A 15,658-nucleotide genomic window follows, 5' to 3' on the forward strand; every position below is an offset into this window, starting at 1 on the left:
GGGCGCGGGCGCCGGGCGCGGGCGGCGGGATCGGGCGCCGGGCGCGGGCACCGAGTGCGCGCACCCCGAGGTCCCGGGCACGGCCCGACGAAGGGCCCTGTCGCCGTTCCGCTTAGGATTCGTACGGTTGAAAGCAGGACCGCCCCGGACCACCTGCTCGCCGAACGGACCCGCACGTGCCCGAACCGCACTCCCCCGCAAGCTGGCGCATCGCGCTGCCGCACACGGTGGCAGCCGTGCCGATCGCGCGCGCCCTGGTGCGGACCGCGCTCACCGACATCGGCTCCACGGCGGACACGGACACGGCCGAGCTGCTCACCGCCGAGCTGGTCGCCAACGCGGTGGAGCACGCGCCCGGGCACGCCCCGATAGAGCTGCTCATCGAGTTGCTGCCGACGCAGTGCCAGGTCGAGGTGCGGGACTCCAACCCGGCGCCGCCCGGCGACCTGACCGACCCGGAGCCGGGGGACGCGCCGGACCCGTGGCAGGAGCACGGCCGGGGGCTGCTGCTGATCCGCACGCTCAGCTCGGCGTGCGGGCACCGGCCCACGCCGACCGGCAAGGCGGTGTGGTTCCGCCTCTCGGCCCCGGCCCGGCCCGAAGGGCCCGCCGAGCCCGAGGGGCCCGAGGAACCCGCCGAACCCGAGGGGCCCGCGGAACCTTAGGTCCGGGCGGCCGCGAGGGTCGCGACCAGGACCGCCTTGATGGTGTGCAGCCGGTTCTCCGCCTCGTCGAAGACGACGGAGTGCTCCGACTCGAAGACCTCGTCGCTGACCTCGAGCCAGCTCCGCCCATGGCGCTCGCCGAGCGCCCGCCCCAGCGTCGTGTCCAGGTCGTGGAACGCGGGCAGGCAGTGCAGGAACTTCACGTCGGCGTTGCCGGTCGCGCGCAGCACCTCGGTCGTGACGGCGTACGGCGACAGGGCGCGGATGCGCTCGTCCCAGACCTCGGCGGGCTCCCCCATGGACAGCCAGACGTCGGTGGCGACGAAGTCGGCGCCCGCGACCCCCTCGGCGACCTCCTCGGTGAGCGTGAGCCGGGCACCGCTGGCCGCGGCGAGCTCCCGCGCCCGGGCGACCACGTGGTCGGCGGGCCAGTACTCCTTGGGCGCCACGATCCGGACATCCATGCCGAGCAGGGCGCCGGTCACGAGGTAGGAGTTGCCCATGTTGTAGCGGGCGTCGCCGAGGTAGGCGTAGGCGGTCTCCGCCAGGGGCCTGGCGCAGTGCTCGGTCATGGTCAGGACGTCGGCCAGCATCTGCGTGGGGTGCCAGGAGTCGGTCAGGCCGTTGTAGACGGGCACGCCGGCGTGGGCGGCGAGCGCCTCGGCCGTGCCGTGGGCGTCGCCCCGGTACTGGATCGCGTCGAACATCCGGCCGAGCACGCGGGCGGTGTCCTTCGCGGACTCCTTCTGCCCGATGTGCGTGGCCGCGGCGTCCATGTACATCGTGGTGGCGCCCTGGTCGGCGGCGGCCACCTCGAAGGCGCAGCGCGTGCGGGTCGAGGGCTTCTCGAAGACCAGGGCGATGTTCCTGCCGGTCAGCCGCCGCTGCTCGCGCCCCTCCCGCTTGGCGGCCTTGAGCTCCGCGGCGAGGGCGAGCAGACCTCGGAACTCCTCGGCGGTGAAGTCCACCTCCTTGAGGAAGTGGCGGCCGGTGAGGTCGGGGCTGATCGGGCCGTTCGCCATGGGGGCGCTCCTGGGGTGCGAATGCGTGATTCTGGAACTATATACGATCACCCACAAATCTATGCACCCCGTACCCCGGGAGGGCCCCGACAGCCCCCGCCCCCGCGTCAGCCCCCGACCGGGTCCCGCTCCACCGGGCAGCTCATGCAGCGCGGCCCGCCCCGGCCGCGCCCCAGCTCGCTGCCGGGGATCTCTATCACCTCGATGCCCTGCTTGCGCAGGTAGGTGTTGGTCGTCGCGTTCCGCTCGTACGCGACCACGACGCCCGGCTCGACCGCGAGGACGTTGCAGCCGTCGTCCCACTGCTCGCGCTCGGCGGCGTGCACGTCCTGGGTGGCGGTCAGGACGCGGACGCGGTCCAGGCCGAGCGCCGCGGCGATGGCCCGGTGCATGTGCTCCGGCGGGTGGTCGGTGACCTTCAGCTCCCGCTCGTCGACGCCGGGCTCGATCGTGTACGAGCGCAGCATGCCGAGGCCCGCGTACTGCGTGAACGTGTCCCCGTCGACCATCGTCATGACCGTGTCCAGGTGCATGAACGCGCGCCGCTTGGGCATGTCGAGCGCCACGATCGTGCGCGCCGAACCGGCGGCGAACAGCTTGTGCGCGAGCATCTCGACGGCCTGCGGCTTGGTGCGCTCGCTCATGCCGATGAGCACGGCGCCGTTGCCGATGACCAGGACGTCGCCGCCCTCGATGGTGGACGGGTAGTCGGCCTGCCCCTGGGACCAGACGTGCGAGACCTGGCCGTGGAAGAGCGGGTGGTGCTGGTAGATCGCCTCGAAGTGCACGGTCTCGCGCTGCCGGGCCGGCCAGCGCATCGCGTTGATGGACACGCCGTCGTAGATCCACGCGGAGGTGTCGCGCGTGAACAGGTGGTTGGGCAGCGGGCCGAGCAGGAAGTCGTCGAGCTCCATGCAGTGGAACCGCACCGACGTGGGCTCCGGGTGCCGCTCCAGGTACTCCCGCTTGGTCATGCCGCCGACCAGCGCCTCGGCGAGCTCGGCGGAGGGCAGCGCCTCGAACGCGGCGCGCAGGTGGTCGGTGGCGAGCGGCCCGTACTCCTTCTCGTCGAAGACGCGGTCCAGGACGAGCTTGCGCGCGGCCGGCACCTCCAGCGTCTCGGTGAGCAGGTCACCGAAGAGGTGGACCGTCACCCCCCGGTCGCGCAGCACGTCGGCGAAGCCGTCGTGCTCCTGTCTCGCCCGCCGCACCCACAGGACGTCGTCGAAGAGCAGCGCGTCCTTGTTGGTGGGCGTCAGCCGTTTCAGCTCCAGGTCCGGTCGGTGCAGTATGACGCGGCGCAGCCGCCCGGCCTCGGAGTCGACGTGGAATCCCATGCCCCCATCCTCACCTCTCGGGGGCCGCCTGACGCGTACAAGGCGCGCGGAATCACGTCGTACGGCGGCACGCGGGCGCCGCCGCCGGTGTCCCGCCGGGCAGGACGCCCGGCGGGACACCGGCGGCGCGGCCGTCCTGCGGGTCACAGACGCGGATCGACCGGTTCCGATTCCAGCGCGAGCACCGCGAACACCGCCTCGTGGACCCGCCACAGCGGCTCGCCGTCCGCCAGCCGGTCGAGGGCTTCGAGGCCGAGCGCGTACTCCCGGATCGCGAGCGAGCGCTTGTGGCCGAGGAAGCGCCCGCGCAGCTTCTCCAGGTTCTCCGGGCGCGTGTACTCCGGTCCGTAGATGATCCGCAGGTACTCCCGGCCGCGGCACTTGATGCCCGGCTGCACCAGGCGCCCCTTGCCGTCGCGGACCAGCGCGCCGACCGGCTTGACGACCATGCCCTCGCCGCCGCGCCCGGTCATCTCCAGCCACCAGTCGATGCCCGCGCGCACCGACTCCGCGTCGCCCGTGTCCACGTACAGGCGGCGCGTGGTGCGCAGCAGGCCCGAGCCGTCGTGCTCCACCATGCGGTCGATCAGGGCCAGTTGCTCGTCGTGCGGCAGCGCGGCGAGGCTGCGGCCCTGGACGGCGAGGAGCTGGAACGGCGCGAGGTGCACGCCGTCGAGCCCGTCCGTCGGCCAGCAGTAGCGGCGGTAGGCGTCGGTGAACGCGGCGGCGTCCGCGGCCCGTTCCCGCTGGGTGTCGAGCAGGTCGCCCACGTCGACGCCGCGCGCGGCGGCCGCCTCCAGGGCGTTCAGGGCGTCCGGGAAGACCGCGCCGGACGCGGCGCCCACGGCGGCGTACTGGGTGCGCAGCAGGCCGGTCGCCTTGAGGGACCACGGCATCAGCTCGGCGTCGAGGAGCAGCCAGTCGGTGTCCAGCTCCGCCCAGAGACCGGCGGCGGCGACGGCGTCCCGCAGCCGGTCGAGGACCTGCTCGGTGAGCACCGCGTCGTCCAGGAACGGGCGGCCGGTGCGGGTGTACAGCGAGCCCGTGGGGCCGTCCACGCCGAACCGCTCGCGGGCCGCGTCCGCGTCCTTGCAGACCAGGGCGACCGCGCGCGAGCCCATGTGCTTCTCCTCGCACACGACGCGCGCCACGCCGTCCTTCGCGTACTGCGCGAACGCCTCGGCGGGGTGCTCCAGGTAGCCGTCCCGGCCGGACGTGGCCGTGGGCGCCATCGTCGGCGGCAGGTACGGCACCAGGCGCGGGTCGGTGGCGAAGCGGCTCATGACCTCCAGGGCCGCCGCCGCGTTCTCCTCGCGCACGGTGACCCGCCCGGCGTGCCGGGTCTCCACCACCCGGCGGCCGTGCACGTCGCCGAGGTCGAGGGGCCGGCCGTCGTGGCCGCCGGGCGCGTCGGTGCGCAGCGGCTTCGCCGGTTCGTACCAGACCTTCTCGGCCGGTACGTCGACGAGTTCGCGCTCCGGCCAGCGCAGCGCGGTGAGCTTGCCGCCGAAGACGGCGCCGGTGTCCAGGCAGATGGTGTTGTTCAGCCAGGTCGCCGTGGGCACGGGCGTGTGGCCGTACACGACGGCCGCCCTGCCGCGGTACTCCTCGGCCCACGGGTAGCGCACGGGCAGCCCGAACTCGTCGGTCTCGCCGGTCGTGTCGCCGTACAGCGCGTGCGAGCGGACCCGGCCCGAGGTGCGGCCGTGGTACTTCTCCGGCAGCCCGGCGTGGCAGACGACGAGCTTGCCGCCGTCGAGGACGTAGTGGCTGACGAGGCCGTCGACGAACTCCCGCACCCGGGCGCGGAACTCCTCGCTCTCGCCCTCCAGTTGCTCGACGGTCTCGGCGAGGCCGTGCGTGTGCTGGACCTTGCGGCCCTTGAGGTGGCGGCCGAGCTTGTTCTCGTGGTTGCCGGGCACGCACAGGGCGGTGCCGTCCGCGACCATGGACATCACGCGGCGCAGCACGCCCGGGGTGTCGGGGCCGCGGTCGACGAGGTCGCCGACGAAGACGGCCGTCCGGCCCTCGGGGTGCGCCCCGTCGACGTACCCGAGCTTCGAGAGCAGCGTCTCCAGCTCGCGCGCGCAGCCGTGGACGTCGCCGATGATGTCGAAGGGGCCGGTGAGGTGGGTCAGGTCGTTGTAGCGCTTCTCGGTGACGACCGTGGCCGCCTCGACCTCCTCGACGCCCCTGAGGACGTGCACCTTGCGGAAGCCCTCGCGCTCCAGGTGGCGCAGGGAGCGCTTGAGCTCGCGTATGTGCCGCTGGACGACGCGGCGCGGCATGTCGGCCCGGTCGGTGCGGGCCGCGTTGCGCGCGGCGCACACCTCCTCGGGCACGTCGAGGACGATGGCGACGGGCAGCACGTCGTGCTTCCTGGCCAGCTCGACGAGTTGCCGGCGGCTGTCCTGCTGCACGCTGGTGGCGTCGACGACGGTGCGGCGGCCCGCCGCGAGCCGCTTGCCCGCGATGTAGTGCAGCACGTCGAAGGCGTCGCGGCTGGCGCTCTGGTCGTTCTCGTCGTCGGCGACCAGGCCGCGGCAGAAGTCCGAGGAGAGCACCTCGGTCGGCGCGAAGTGCCTGCGCGCGAACGTCGACTTGCCCGAGCCGGACGCGCCGATCAGGACGACGAGGGACAGGTCGGTGACGGGCAGGGCACGCGCCCTGGTCTCGGTCCCGGTCATGCGGCCTCCGCCCCCTCGTCGCTCGTGCTGCTCCCGCTGTGCCTGCTGTTCTCGTTCATGCCGTGGTCCGTGGGCGTGGTGGCCGTGCGCTGGGTGAACGCGGCCATCTGCGTGGGCGGCCCCACCTCGGGGTCGTCGGGTCCCACGGGCGCGTACGTGACGTCGTAGCCGTACCGGGCGGCGACGCCGTCGGCCCACCGGCGGAACTCGGCGCGCGTCCACTCGAAGCGGTGGTCGCTGTGGCGGGAGCGCCCGGCGGGCAGGGACTCCCAGCGGACGTTGTACTCGACGTTCGGCGTGGTCACGAGGACGGTACGGGGCCGGGCCGCGCCGAACACCGCGTACTCCAGGGCGGGCAGCCGCTCCGGGTCGACGTGCTCGACGACCTCGCAGAGCACCGCCGCGTCGTACCCCTTGAGCCGCTTGTCGGTGTACGCGAGGGAGCCCTGGAACAGCTCCACGCGCTCGGCCTGCCGCTCGCCCATGCGCTCCAGGCGCAGCCGCCGCGCGGCGACGGTGAGCGCGCGCATCGACACGTCCACGCCCACCACCTTGGTGAACCGGGTGTCCTTGAGCAGCTCCTGCACCAACTGGCCCTGGCCGCAGCCGAGGTCGAGCACCCGGGCGGCGTCGGCGGCGCGGAGCGCGGCGACGACGGCCTCGCGGCGCAGCACGGCGAGCGGGGCCGTCCGCTCGGCGGCACCGGTCGCGGCGGGGCCGGTACCGGCGGCCTCGGAACCGGCCTCGGTCTCGGCCTCGGTCTCGGGCCCGTCCGCCACCGCGTTGTCGATCTCCTCGACGTCCGTGTCGTCGGCGTCGGCGAGCCGGACCAGTTCGAGGCGCTCCATGGCCTGGCGCGTGAGCGACCAGCGGCGCGACAGGTAGCGGCTCGTGATCAGCTTCTGCTCCGGGTGCGCCGCGAGCCACCCGTCCCCGGCGCGCAGCAGCTTCTCGACCTCGTCGTCCGAGACCCAGTAGTGCTTGGCGTCGTCCAGGACCGGGAGCAGCACGTACAGGTGGCGCAGCGCCTCGCTCAGGGTGAGGGTGCCCTCCGGCGCCCGGAGGACCAGGCGTACGTAGCGCGAGGCGCCCCAGTCGGGGAAGCGCTCGTCCAGCGGCACCGGCTCGGCGGCGACCGTCCAGCCCAGCGGCGCGAACAGCGCGCGCACCAGGTCGGGGCCGCCGCGCGCGGGCAGCGCGGGCACCTCCACGCGCAGCGGCAGCGGCTCCCCGGCCCGCTCGGGCAGGGCCTTGCAGACGCCGCGCAGCGCGCTGGAGAACACGGCGCTGAGGGCGACGGCGAGCAGCGAGGAGGCCGCGTAGGGGCGGTCGTTCACGTACTGCGCGAGCGCCGCGTCCGGGGCGCCGCCGCCCTTGCCCTTGCCGCCCTTGGCCCGCCGTACCAGCGCCAAGGGGTCCACCTCCAGGAGCAGCGCCGCCGTGCAGCGCTCGGCGGACGCCTCCGGGTAGAAGACGTGGGCGCGCCCGTAGGAGGTGGAGAACGCCTGCGCCTTCCCTGGATGCTTGTGCAACAGGAAGCCGAGGTCGGTCGCGGGACGCTCCGGGGTGCCGGTCGTGCTGATCGTCAGGAACACGGTGGGTCTGCCTTGGTGTATGCCTCGAAAGCTGCGGATGGTGGACGGTTCGTGCCGGGTGCGCGCGCGTCGCCCGGTCCGCGGGAGCCGGACGCCGACGGCTGTCGGCGGCTGTCGGCGGCCTGCGGTGGCGGGACGGGACACGGCGACGGGACGGACACGCTGCGGGGAGTGCGGCTCCGGGCCCTCCCTCGCCCCTCGCCCGCACGCGTGCGCGCCGCCCGCGACCGGTTCGCCGGCGCGGGGCGCTCCCCCCTGGCGTGCCCGCACAAACGTACATCGAAGCGGGTGAGCGCACTCAGGCATTTCGGCCCCCGTCCGCCGACCGCCGGACGGGGCGGCACTCCTCGCCGTCGAGCGGGCCGCACCCGAGTCGCATCACCCGTTCGGCGTAACGCGGACGCACGGCCGCCCTTCCGTCACGACACCGTCGAACACATGTTTCGAATTCGTGGCCCGGCAAGGCCGCCGGGCGGCGGAGCCTCCCTCCGCATGCACCGTGAGGCGCGCCTGCCGAGACTGAGGAAGGCCGCGTCGAGAGGTCGTACGACGCGTCATCTCACGGACGGAGGACCCCGTGAAGCCCTCAGCCAGCGTGACATCACCGGCGGCCGGCACGGGGGTGGCGACCCTACGGGCCCGGGCCCTGGACGGACTCCTCGCCCACCTCACGCCGCACGACCGCGAAGCGATCCGCGGCTCCGCGCACGAACTGCACCGCCTGCTGCGCGACCCGGACGCCCGCGACGACGGGACGGTCCTGGTCGCCTACGGGGGCGGGAAGGACAGCAGTTACACGGTGGCGTTCGTCCGCGGCATGCAACTGCTCATCGACCAGTGGCACGGCAGGACGTTCGTCCTGCGGGCGGCCACCAACTGGCACGCGGGCATGCCGCGGGCCGTGATGGAGAACATCGACCGGGTCTACACCGCGCTGGGCATGCCCGCGGACCCCGCGTGCGAGCTGCTGCTCGTCGAGGGCGGCGACGTGCGGGCCTTCGACGTCGACGTCCCGCGCTCGCCGGAGGTGACGGCGCGCAACCGCGCCGACATCCTGATGACCGGCCACCGCACCCGCGCCGACGCCCGGCCCACCTTCTGCAACGCCTGCAACCTGAGCATGGCCAACGCCTTCGGGGTCGCCGCCTCGTACGGCCGGGGCGCCGACGTCATCATCACCGGCGACTCGGCCGAGGAGCAGCGGGCCTACACGGCGTGGATCAACCAGCTCGCCCGCAAGGTGCCCCGCCGCGCCCGGCCGCGGGCACCGGGCGGGTTCGGCCAGGTGCTCGGCGCGCTCGACGACGTGGCGCGCGCCTACTTCGAGGACATCCACGGGCCGGACGGGGCCGGGGACACCGGCCACGGCGTGCGCTGCGACGTCCCCGCCCACCTGCGGTTCTTCTCCATCTACGGAGGCACGGCGTACGACGCGGGCAGCCACTGGGACCTGCTCACGCGCCACCTCGGCTTCGTCTTCGACGACCTCGCCTTCAGCTTCACCGAGTCCGACTGCGCCAACCCGGCGCTGATGGCTCATCTGCGGGGCCTGAAGGCCCAGTTCCTCTTCCACCGCGACTACCGCGAGGGCCTGGACGAGTACGCGGCCTTCGCGCTGCGCCTGATGCGGCGCAAGGAGTTCCCGCAGCCGCTGATCGACACGATGGCGGCGCGGTACGCGGACCCGGAGGCGCACGAGGGTCTGCGCCGGCGCGTCAACGCCTTCGCACAGGAGGCCTACGGGCTCGGGGAGCGGCAACTGGTGTGCATGGTCCACTCGCCGTTCACCGCGGCCGGCGCCGGTCTGCGCCCCTACCTGGGGAGCCAGGCGCCCCGTCTCGCCGGCCAGGAGGCGGCCGTCCGCGCCCTGCTCTCCGGCGGGGCCGGGGACGCCGGGGACACGGGCACCGTCGCGGGCGGCGATGCCGGGCTGGCGGCCGACCTGGAGGAGCTGAGCGGCCTGGGGCTCGGGCAGTTGCGGACCCTGTACGGCAGCGAGCTCAACCCCGCTCTCGTGCAGAGCATCCTGCGCGGGGACCCCCACAAGGAGCGGATCCGCACCCGGCACGCCCCCGACGGGCCGGAAGTCGGCGAGACCCTCTCCGGGCGGTGAGCCGTGGCGCACGCCCGCGGCGCGTTCGTGCAGATCGGAGCCACGCGCGACGGCCTGGACCCGTATCTGCGCTGTGCGCGTGCGCGGGGCATGACCGCCGTCCTCGTGGAGACGCCCGCCTATCTGCGGTGGCGCCGCCACCTGCGCCGCCGCCCCTTCGACCTGGAGCTGCCGGTGCCGGAGCCCGAGGACTGCGGGCAGGTCGGCGACGCCTTGCGCGCCGCCGGGGTCACGCCCGCCCTGGTGCTCGCGGGGTTCGACCGGTACGTGGTGAGCGCCTTCCGCCTCGCGGCCGCCGCGCGCGTCGCGCCCTGGCCGCGCGCCGGACGGCACTTCGTCCCCCCGGACAAGGCGGCGCAGCGCACGGCGCTGCGCCGGCACGCCCCCGCGGTGCTGCAGCCCCGGTACGCGCGGGTGGACCCGGGCACCGTCGGCACCGGCACCACGGCGGGGGACGGCCGCGGCCCCGAGCGGCACGGCCCCCTCTTCGCGCTCGCGTTCCCGCAGGTCGTCAAGCCGGTCGACGGCGCGGGCGGGCTCGGCGTCTTCCTCGTACGGGACGAGGCGGAACGCGCGCGGGCCCTGCGGGACGCCGCCGCGTCCGCCAACTACGGCGGCGCGGCCTTCAGCGGCCTCCTCGTCGAGGAACACGTCTCCGGTACGGAGTACTCTGTGCAGTGCCTGGCCCACGACGGCCGGGCCCACCTGCTGACCTTCTGCGAGAAGCTCGTCCTGCCCGAGCCGAACGGAGAGCTCCGGGGGTTCCGGGAGGCGGGCCACCTCGCGGCACCGGGCCGGTCCGCCCCGCAGGCGCTCACGGCGCTGGCGCAGGCCTGCGTGACGGCCACCGGCTACGCCGAGGGCCCGTTCCACATCGACGTGATCCAGAACGGCGAGGGCCCGCACTTCATCGAGATGGGCTTCCGCCTCTCGGGGTTCGGGCTGGTGGCCCTCGTCTCCCGCGTCTGCGGTCTGGACTGGGCGGAGCACGCCTTCGCCGCGCACCTGGAGCGCGAGGTCCCGGACGGCCCTCCTCAAGAGGCGCGGGACGAGCCGCAGGAGGAGCTGCGGGGTGGGCCCCCGGAGGAGACGCGCGGCGAGCCGCCGTACGGGTCCCGCCCGGACGGCCGGCGCCACCGCGCGGCCGGTCAGCTCCTGGCCACCGACCCGCACCAGTTGGCCCGTGCGCGGGCGCTCGCCGCCGGACAGGGGCGCGTACGCGTGGAGGCCAGCCCTCCGGTGCCCGGGCCCGACGACTTCACCGAGCGGGAGCTCGCCTGCCTGGCCTCGGACCGGCAGCGCCACGCCGCCGTCCTCGGCCGCGTCACGGTCGAGCACGAGGACCCGGCGTGGGTGCGCGAGCGGCTCCTCTACTGCGCCGGGGCCGGACCGGGGGGCGGGTCCCCGTGATCGCTCGAAACGACGCCCTCCTTGGCGCGCTCGTCGACGTGCAGCGCGAAGATGTCCGGCCGGGCGTAGTGCCCCGTCACGTCGAGGTCGAAGCGCGCCCGGGCGAGTTCGCCGAGGTCGAGGTCGGCCGTGAGGACGCCTTCCCCGTCCCGCAACGGCCCGGCCAGCACCTCCCCGAGCGGCGAGACGATGACGCTGCCCCCGCCGATCAGCACGGTGCTCCCCTCGTCCCCCTGCACCGGGTGGACGTCCGCCGGCAGCTCCGCGCGCGTCAGGTACTGGCAGGCGCTGAGCACGAAGCACCGGCCCTCCAGGGCCACGTGCCGCATGGTCGCCTGCCAGCTCTCCCGGTCGTCCACGGTGGGCGCGCACCACAGGTCGACGTTCTTGGTGTACATCGCGGTGCGGAACAGCGGCATGTAGTTCTCCCAGCAGATGGCCGAGCCCAGGCGGGCGCGCCCGATCTCCACCACCGGCATCGAGGAGCCGTCGCCCAGGCCCCAGATCAGCCGCTCCGCGCCGGTCGGCATCAGCTTGCGGTGCTTGCCGAGGAGTCCGCCCGGCCCGAAGAACAGCGCCACGCAGTACAGCGTGCGGCCGCTGCGCTCCACCGCCCCGACCACGGCGTGGCACCCCAGCTCCCGGGTGAGCGCGCCCAGCGCCTCGGTGGCGGGGCCGGGCACGTCGATCGCCGCGTCCCAGTAGCGGCGGAACTCCTCGCGGCCGGGCGCCGACCGCGAGCCCACGGTCACCCCGAAGTCCAGGCCCTTGGGGTAGCCGCCGATGAACGCCTCCGGCAGGACGACGACCTCGGCGCCGTCCCGCGCGGCCGCAGTGATGAGCCGCTGCGCCTTGGCCAGCGCCTCACCCGTGTCGAACAGCGGGGACCCGGCCTGGACGACGGCTACCTGCATCCGATTCATGACGCAAACATACGGAATCGGCACAGCGGGGTGGCGCGATATCGGCGCACACCGCCGCACGGAAGGGCGAGCACCATGAAGACCACCGCGAAGAACACCACTACGGGGACGACCACCACGGGGACGACCACGGGGACCACCACGGGGACGACCGCAGGGGCCACCACGGGGACCACGAGGAACACCGTGAGGACGGACGGCTATGGGCGGCTGATCGAGTTGCTCGACCGGGCCGGGGCCCGGTACCGGGTCATCGACCATCCGCCGGAAGGCCGGACGGACGCCGCCAGCGCCCTGCGCGGCCACCGGCTGGACGCGGCCGCGAAGTGCATGGTGGTGCGGGTGGGGCTGGGCAGCCGCTCCCGCCAGTACCTCCTCACGGTCGTCCCCGGCGACCGCCAGATCGACATGGAGCAGATACGGCGGCTCTACCGGGGCACCGACGCGGCGCTCGCCTCCCGGGAGAAGGCCGAGGACCTCACGGGCTGCCGGTGCGGCTCCATCGTGCCGTTCAGCTTCGACCCGACGCTCCCGCTCTACACCGACCCCGCGCTGCTGCGCCATCCGGAGATCTACTTCAACGCGGCGTGCCTCGACCACTCGGTGGCCCTGTCGACCCAGGACTACCTCGACATCGCCCGGCCGCACCTGCTGCCGCTGACCCGCGGCTGAGCCGACAGCCCCCCGCGGAGGGCTGTCGGTCCGCTCCGCTCAGGAGAGCTGGGACTGCACCCGCGCGGAGATCAGCTCCAGGTGATCGAGGTCGTCCAGGTCCAGGCACTGGAGGTAGATCCGGCTCGCGCCGGTCTCGGCGTACCGGCCGATCTTGTCGACGACCTCGGCCGGGGAGCCGGCCAGGCCGTTGGCCTTGAGCTCGTCCACCTGGCGGCCGATGGCCGCGGCGCGCCGGGCGACCTCCGCGTCGTCCTTGCCGACGCACGCCACCAGGGCGTTGGAGTACACCAGGTCACCGGCGCTCCGCCCGGCCTGCTCGGCGGCCTCGCGGACGCGCTTGAACTGGCGCTCGCTGTCCTCGACGGAGGCGAAGGGGATGTTGAACTCGTCGGCGTAGCGCGCGGCGAGGCGCGGGGTGCGCTTCGCGCCGTGGCCGCCGATGAGGACCGGCACCTTGGTCTGCGCGGGCTTGGGCAGCGCGGGCGAGTCCGTCAGGTGGTAGTACGTCCCGTCGTAGCTGAACCGCTCGCCGACGGGCGTGGCCCACAGCCCCGTCACGATCGCGAGCTGCTCCTCCAGGCGGCCGAACTTCTCCTTCGGGAACGGGATGCCGTACGCCTTGTGCTCGTCCTCGAACCAGCCCGCGCCCAGGCCCAGTTCGACCCGGCCGCCGGACATCTGGTCGACCTGTGCCACCTGGATGGCGAGGACGCCCGGCAGCCGGAAGGTGCCCGCCGTCATCAGCGTGCCGAGCCGGATCCGCCTGGTCTCGCGGGCGAGTCCGGCGAGGGTGATCCAGGCGTCCGTCGGCCCGGGCAGGCCGTCGGCCGAGCCCATGCTCAGGTAGTGGTCCGAACGGAAGAAGGCGTCGAAGCCCAGATCCTCGGTGGCCTTGGCGACGGCGAGGAGGGTGTCGTAGGTGGCCCCCTGCTGGGGCTCCGTGAAGATGCGCAGGTCCATGGCCCCATCCTGCACGCTCGAACGCCCGTCAACCTCACCGGTCCCGCCGGTCCCGCCGCGCACCGGTCGGGTGAAAATCCGTCAACCCGACGGCGGCGCGGGCCCGGCGCAGTGACTGCGCCGAGCCGGTGATCGTTGGCTCGGGCGGAGCCGGGCCGCCCGGCACCCGCGCCGGCGGCCGCCGCCGACGCGTCCCGCCGCACCAACTGCCTCGCCCGGCCGGAATGCTCACGTCCGGCGAGGCGCGGGCCGAGGAGGCCGTGATGTCCCAGGAAGCCGTGCCCGAGCAGGCGCACGACCCGCTCACGCCGGAGGAGTCCCTGCCCGGGCCGCGGGGTGCGTCCAAGGGTCTGCTGCAGCAGATGGAGGAGCTGATGGCCGCGCTGAACGCGGACCTGTCCCGGCTGGACGCCGACCTCCAGCGCCCGCCCACGGACGCCCCCGGCCCCCACCCCCACTGACCCCGCTCCGCGGCCGGGCCGCCCCTTAGCCTGCGGCCCGTCGCGCAGTTCCCCGCGCCCCTACGGGGCACGCTCCCGCCGACCGCCTCGCACATACCGGTAGTACATGGTTGCTCGCGCAGTTCCCCGCGCCCCTTCGGGGCGCACCCCCGCCAGCTACCTCACACCTGCCGGTAGTACGTGGTTGCTCGCGCAGTTCCCCGCGCCCCTTCGGGGCACGTTCCCGGCAGCTTCCTCGTGCCTGCTGGTTGTCCCGCGCCTCTACGGAGCGCCCCGTAAGGGGCGCGGGGAACTGCGCGACCAGCCGGCGAGCACCCGCAGAACCAGACGGCGAGCGACCGACCGCAAAGGGGCGCACCCCCGGGGCATGACCCGGGAGCACGTGGAGGAGACACGGGGGACACGGGGGCCGAGCCCCCGTCACCCGCCGAGGACGGTGCCGCCACACCTGTCACAGGCGCCCTCGCCAGAACGGGCGGCAAGCTTGCGCAGCATCTCCACCACCCGGTCCCGCGACTCGTCAGCCGCGTCGATCGACTCCATGCACTGCCAGTACAGCCCCTCGTCATCGGCACTCATCGCCACCGAGACGAGGGCGATCCCGGCCTCGGCGAGCAGGGCACCGAGACCCAGCAGCGTGTCGTGGGCGTCGCCGATCCCCGTCAGACCAGCCGCCCGTATGTCCTCCGCCTCGGAGCGCGGCGGGTCCAGGAGACCGCAGCCCCGGCCGCTCAGCTCGCTGAGGCCGAGCGCCTCCCCTCGTAACTCCGGCGGGCCCGCGACGGCGAGGCGATGACCTATCGCCTGGGCCAGAGCCTGGGACTGCCACACCTCCGCCACGATGACCGCGGGCTCCTGACTCCGCGCCAAGGCGCATCTTGTCGCCTCGATGAGCCGCATCGCATCCATGCGCCGTCCCCATTCATCCCGCGCCCACCCGCGGCACGTGCACCCGAACTCCCTTGTTCACTACCCACAGTGAGCCCCTTCGGTGCGAAAAGCCAGAGGAAGCCTGAAATCTGTGGACAAAAATCTGAGTGTGGACAATGCATTCACTACGGAGAGTGACAAGAGGGTGGGTATGCCGGGGTTTCGGACCGCTCAACGCGCGGTGACTGCGGCGGACTTACGGGGTGGATGGGCTCCACGACCCCGCGCGGCGACCGGCGGCCGCGACCCCGGGGCGTACGCGGGGCGTCCCCGGAACCACGTACTCCGGGACCCGGCGGACACACGCAGGGCGCCGCCCGGCAGCGCGGCGACGACAGCGACGCGGGGACGGCGGCACGGCAACGGCAACGGGCGGACGGCAGGCGACAAACGACAGCCAGCAGACGACGGACGGCAGCAGACGACAGACGGCAGACGGCAGACGGCAGGTAGCGGACGGCAGCAGACGGCAAACGACAGGCAAAAGACGGCAGACGACAGGCAAAAGACGGCAGCAGCCAGCAGGCAGGCAAAACCGCGGCCCCGCCCGTCAGGGCGCGGGAAAGCGCTCCTCGTTCCGGTCGATCTTCGCCGCGAGTGCCGTGAGCGGATCGATGCCGAGCACCTCGCAGAACTGAAGGAGGTACGCGAGCACGTCGGCGACCTCGTCCGCGACCCGGTGGGCCGATTCGGCGTCCTCCATGACGCGGGCCGACTCCTCCGGGGTCAGCCACTGGAAGATCTCCACGAGTTCGGAGGCCTCCACGCTGAGCGCGGCGGCGAGGTTCTTGGGCGTGTGGTAGGGCTCCCAGTTGCGCGCGGCGGCGAACTCGGCCAGCCTGCGCTGCAGTCCCGCGATGTCGTGATCGGTCACGGCCCC

13 protein-coding genes are annotated in these 15,658 nt (G+C 73.7%); 5 read left to right on the forward strand and 8 right to left on the reverse strand.

Going from position 1 to position 15,658, the window contains the following annotated elements; genetic code table 11:
- Positions 1-176 precede the first annotated feature (176 nt).
- On the forward strand, positions 177-665 hold the full coding sequence (locus IE330_RS11830) for an ATP-binding protein (RefSeq protein WP_190135891.1): 489 nt from the start codon (positions 177-179) through the stop codon (positions 663-665).
- Here IE330_RS11830 and argF read toward each other — a convergent pair.
- The 4 genes from argF to IE330_RS11850 all read right to left on the reverse strand — a co-directional run bounded on the left by argF (position 662) and on the right by IE330_RS11850 (position 7,306).
- Positions 662-1,687: an ornithine carbamoyltransferase gene (gene argF / locus IE330_RS11835; RefSeq protein WP_229925576.1), complete on the reverse strand. Its 1,026-nt coding sequence runs from the start codon at positions 1,685-1,687 to the stop codon at positions 662-664. The two genes, IE330_RS11830 and argF, sit on opposite strands and share 4 nt — an antisense overlap.
- A 107-nt stretch (positions 1,688-1,794) precedes the next feature.
- The gene (locus IE330_RS11840) at positions 1,795-3,024 is read right to left on the reverse strand and encodes an arginine deiminase (RefSeq protein WP_190135892.1); all 1,230 of its coding nucleotides are present in this window, start codon (positions 3,022-3,024) and stop codon (positions 1,795-1,797) included.
- Positions 3,025-3,167: 143 nt separating this feature from the next.
- On the reverse strand, positions 3,168-5,711 hold the full coding sequence (locus IE330_RS11845) for a polynucleotide kinase-phosphatase (protein ID WP_190135893.1): 2,544 nt from the start codon (positions 5,709-5,711) through the stop codon (positions 3,168-3,170).
- Positions 5,708-7,306 carry a 3' terminal RNA ribose 2'-O-methyltransferase Hen1 gene (locus IE330_RS11850; protein WP_190135894.1) on the reverse strand — a complete coding sequence of 533 codons (1,599 nt, stop codon included), beginning with the start codon at positions 7,304-7,306 and terminating at the stop codon, positions 5,708-5,710. Before IE330_RS11850 ends, IE330_RS11845 begins: the two co-directional genes overlap by 4 nt.
- A 577-nt stretch (positions 7,307-7,883) precedes the next feature.
- Here IE330_RS11850 and IE330_RS11855 point away from each other — a divergent pair.
- A complete protein-coding gene (locus IE330_RS11855; protein ID WP_229925577.1) occupies positions 7,884-9,419 on the forward strand; it encodes a PqqD family protein in 1,536 nt (511 codons plus the stop codon).
- 3 nt (positions 9,420-9,422) lie between these two features.
- Positions 9,423-10,829 (forward strand): ATP-grasp domain-containing protein, encoded by a 1,407-nt coding sequence (locus tag IE330_RS11860; RefSeq protein ID WP_190135895.1) that lies wholly within the window; start codon positions 9,423-9,425, stop codon positions 10,827-10,829.
- Here IE330_RS11860 and IE330_RS11865 read toward each other — a convergent pair.
- The gene (locus IE330_RS11865) at positions 10,790-11,752 is read right to left on the reverse strand and encodes a nitrilase-related carbon-nitrogen hydrolase (protein ID WP_229925578.1); all 963 of its coding nucleotides are present in this window, start codon (positions 11,750-11,752) and stop codon (positions 10,790-10,792) included. The genes IE330_RS11860 and IE330_RS11865 overlap by 40 nt on opposite strands.
- A gap of 75 nt (positions 11,753-11,827) precedes the next feature.
- Here IE330_RS11865 and IE330_RS11870 point away from each other — a divergent pair, with 75 nt between their 5' ends.
- On the forward strand, positions 11,828-12,424 hold the full coding sequence (locus tag IE330_RS11870; protein ID WP_190135896.1) for a YbaK/EbsC family protein: 597 nt from the start codon (positions 11,828-11,830) through the stop codon (positions 12,422-12,424).
- A 39-nt stretch (positions 12,425-12,463) separates the two neighbouring features.
- On the opposite strand, the gene IE330_RS11875 is transcribed toward IE330_RS11870, so the two are convergent.
- Positions 12,464-13,387: an LLM class F420-dependent oxidoreductase gene (locus IE330_RS11875; protein ID WP_190135897.1), complete on the reverse strand. Its 924-nt coding sequence runs from the start codon at positions 13,385-13,387 to the stop codon at positions 12,464-12,466.
- Positions 13,388-13,650: 263 nt separating this feature from the next.
- On the opposite strand from IE330_RS11875, the gene IE330_RS11880 reads away from it, so the two are divergent.
- Positions 13,651-13,848, forward strand: a complete 198-nt coding sequence (locus IE330_RS11880; protein WP_190135898.1) for a hypothetical protein — start codon at positions 13,651-13,653, stop codon at positions 13,846-13,848.
- A gap of 420 nt (positions 13,849-14,268) precedes the next feature.
- Here IE330_RS11880 and IE330_RS11885 read toward each other — a convergent pair whose 3' ends face one another.
- A complete protein-coding gene (locus IE330_RS11885; RefSeq protein ID WP_190135899.1) occupies positions 14,269-14,757 on the reverse strand; it encodes a DUF6099 family protein in 489 nt (162 codons plus the stop codon).
- 571 nt (positions 14,758-15,328) lie between these two features.
- The gene (locus IE330_RS11890) at positions 15,329-15,652 is read right to left on the reverse strand and encodes a nucleotide pyrophosphohydrolase (protein ID WP_190135900.1); all 324 of its coding nucleotides are present in this window, start codon (positions 15,650-15,652) and stop codon (positions 15,329-15,331) included.
- Positions 15,653-15,658: the final 6 nt, after the last annotated feature.

Source organism: Streptomyces longispororuber, assembly GCF_014656095.1.
GTDB lineage: Bacteria > Actinomycetota > Actinomycetes > Streptomycetales > Streptomycetaceae > Streptomyces > Streptomyces longispororuber.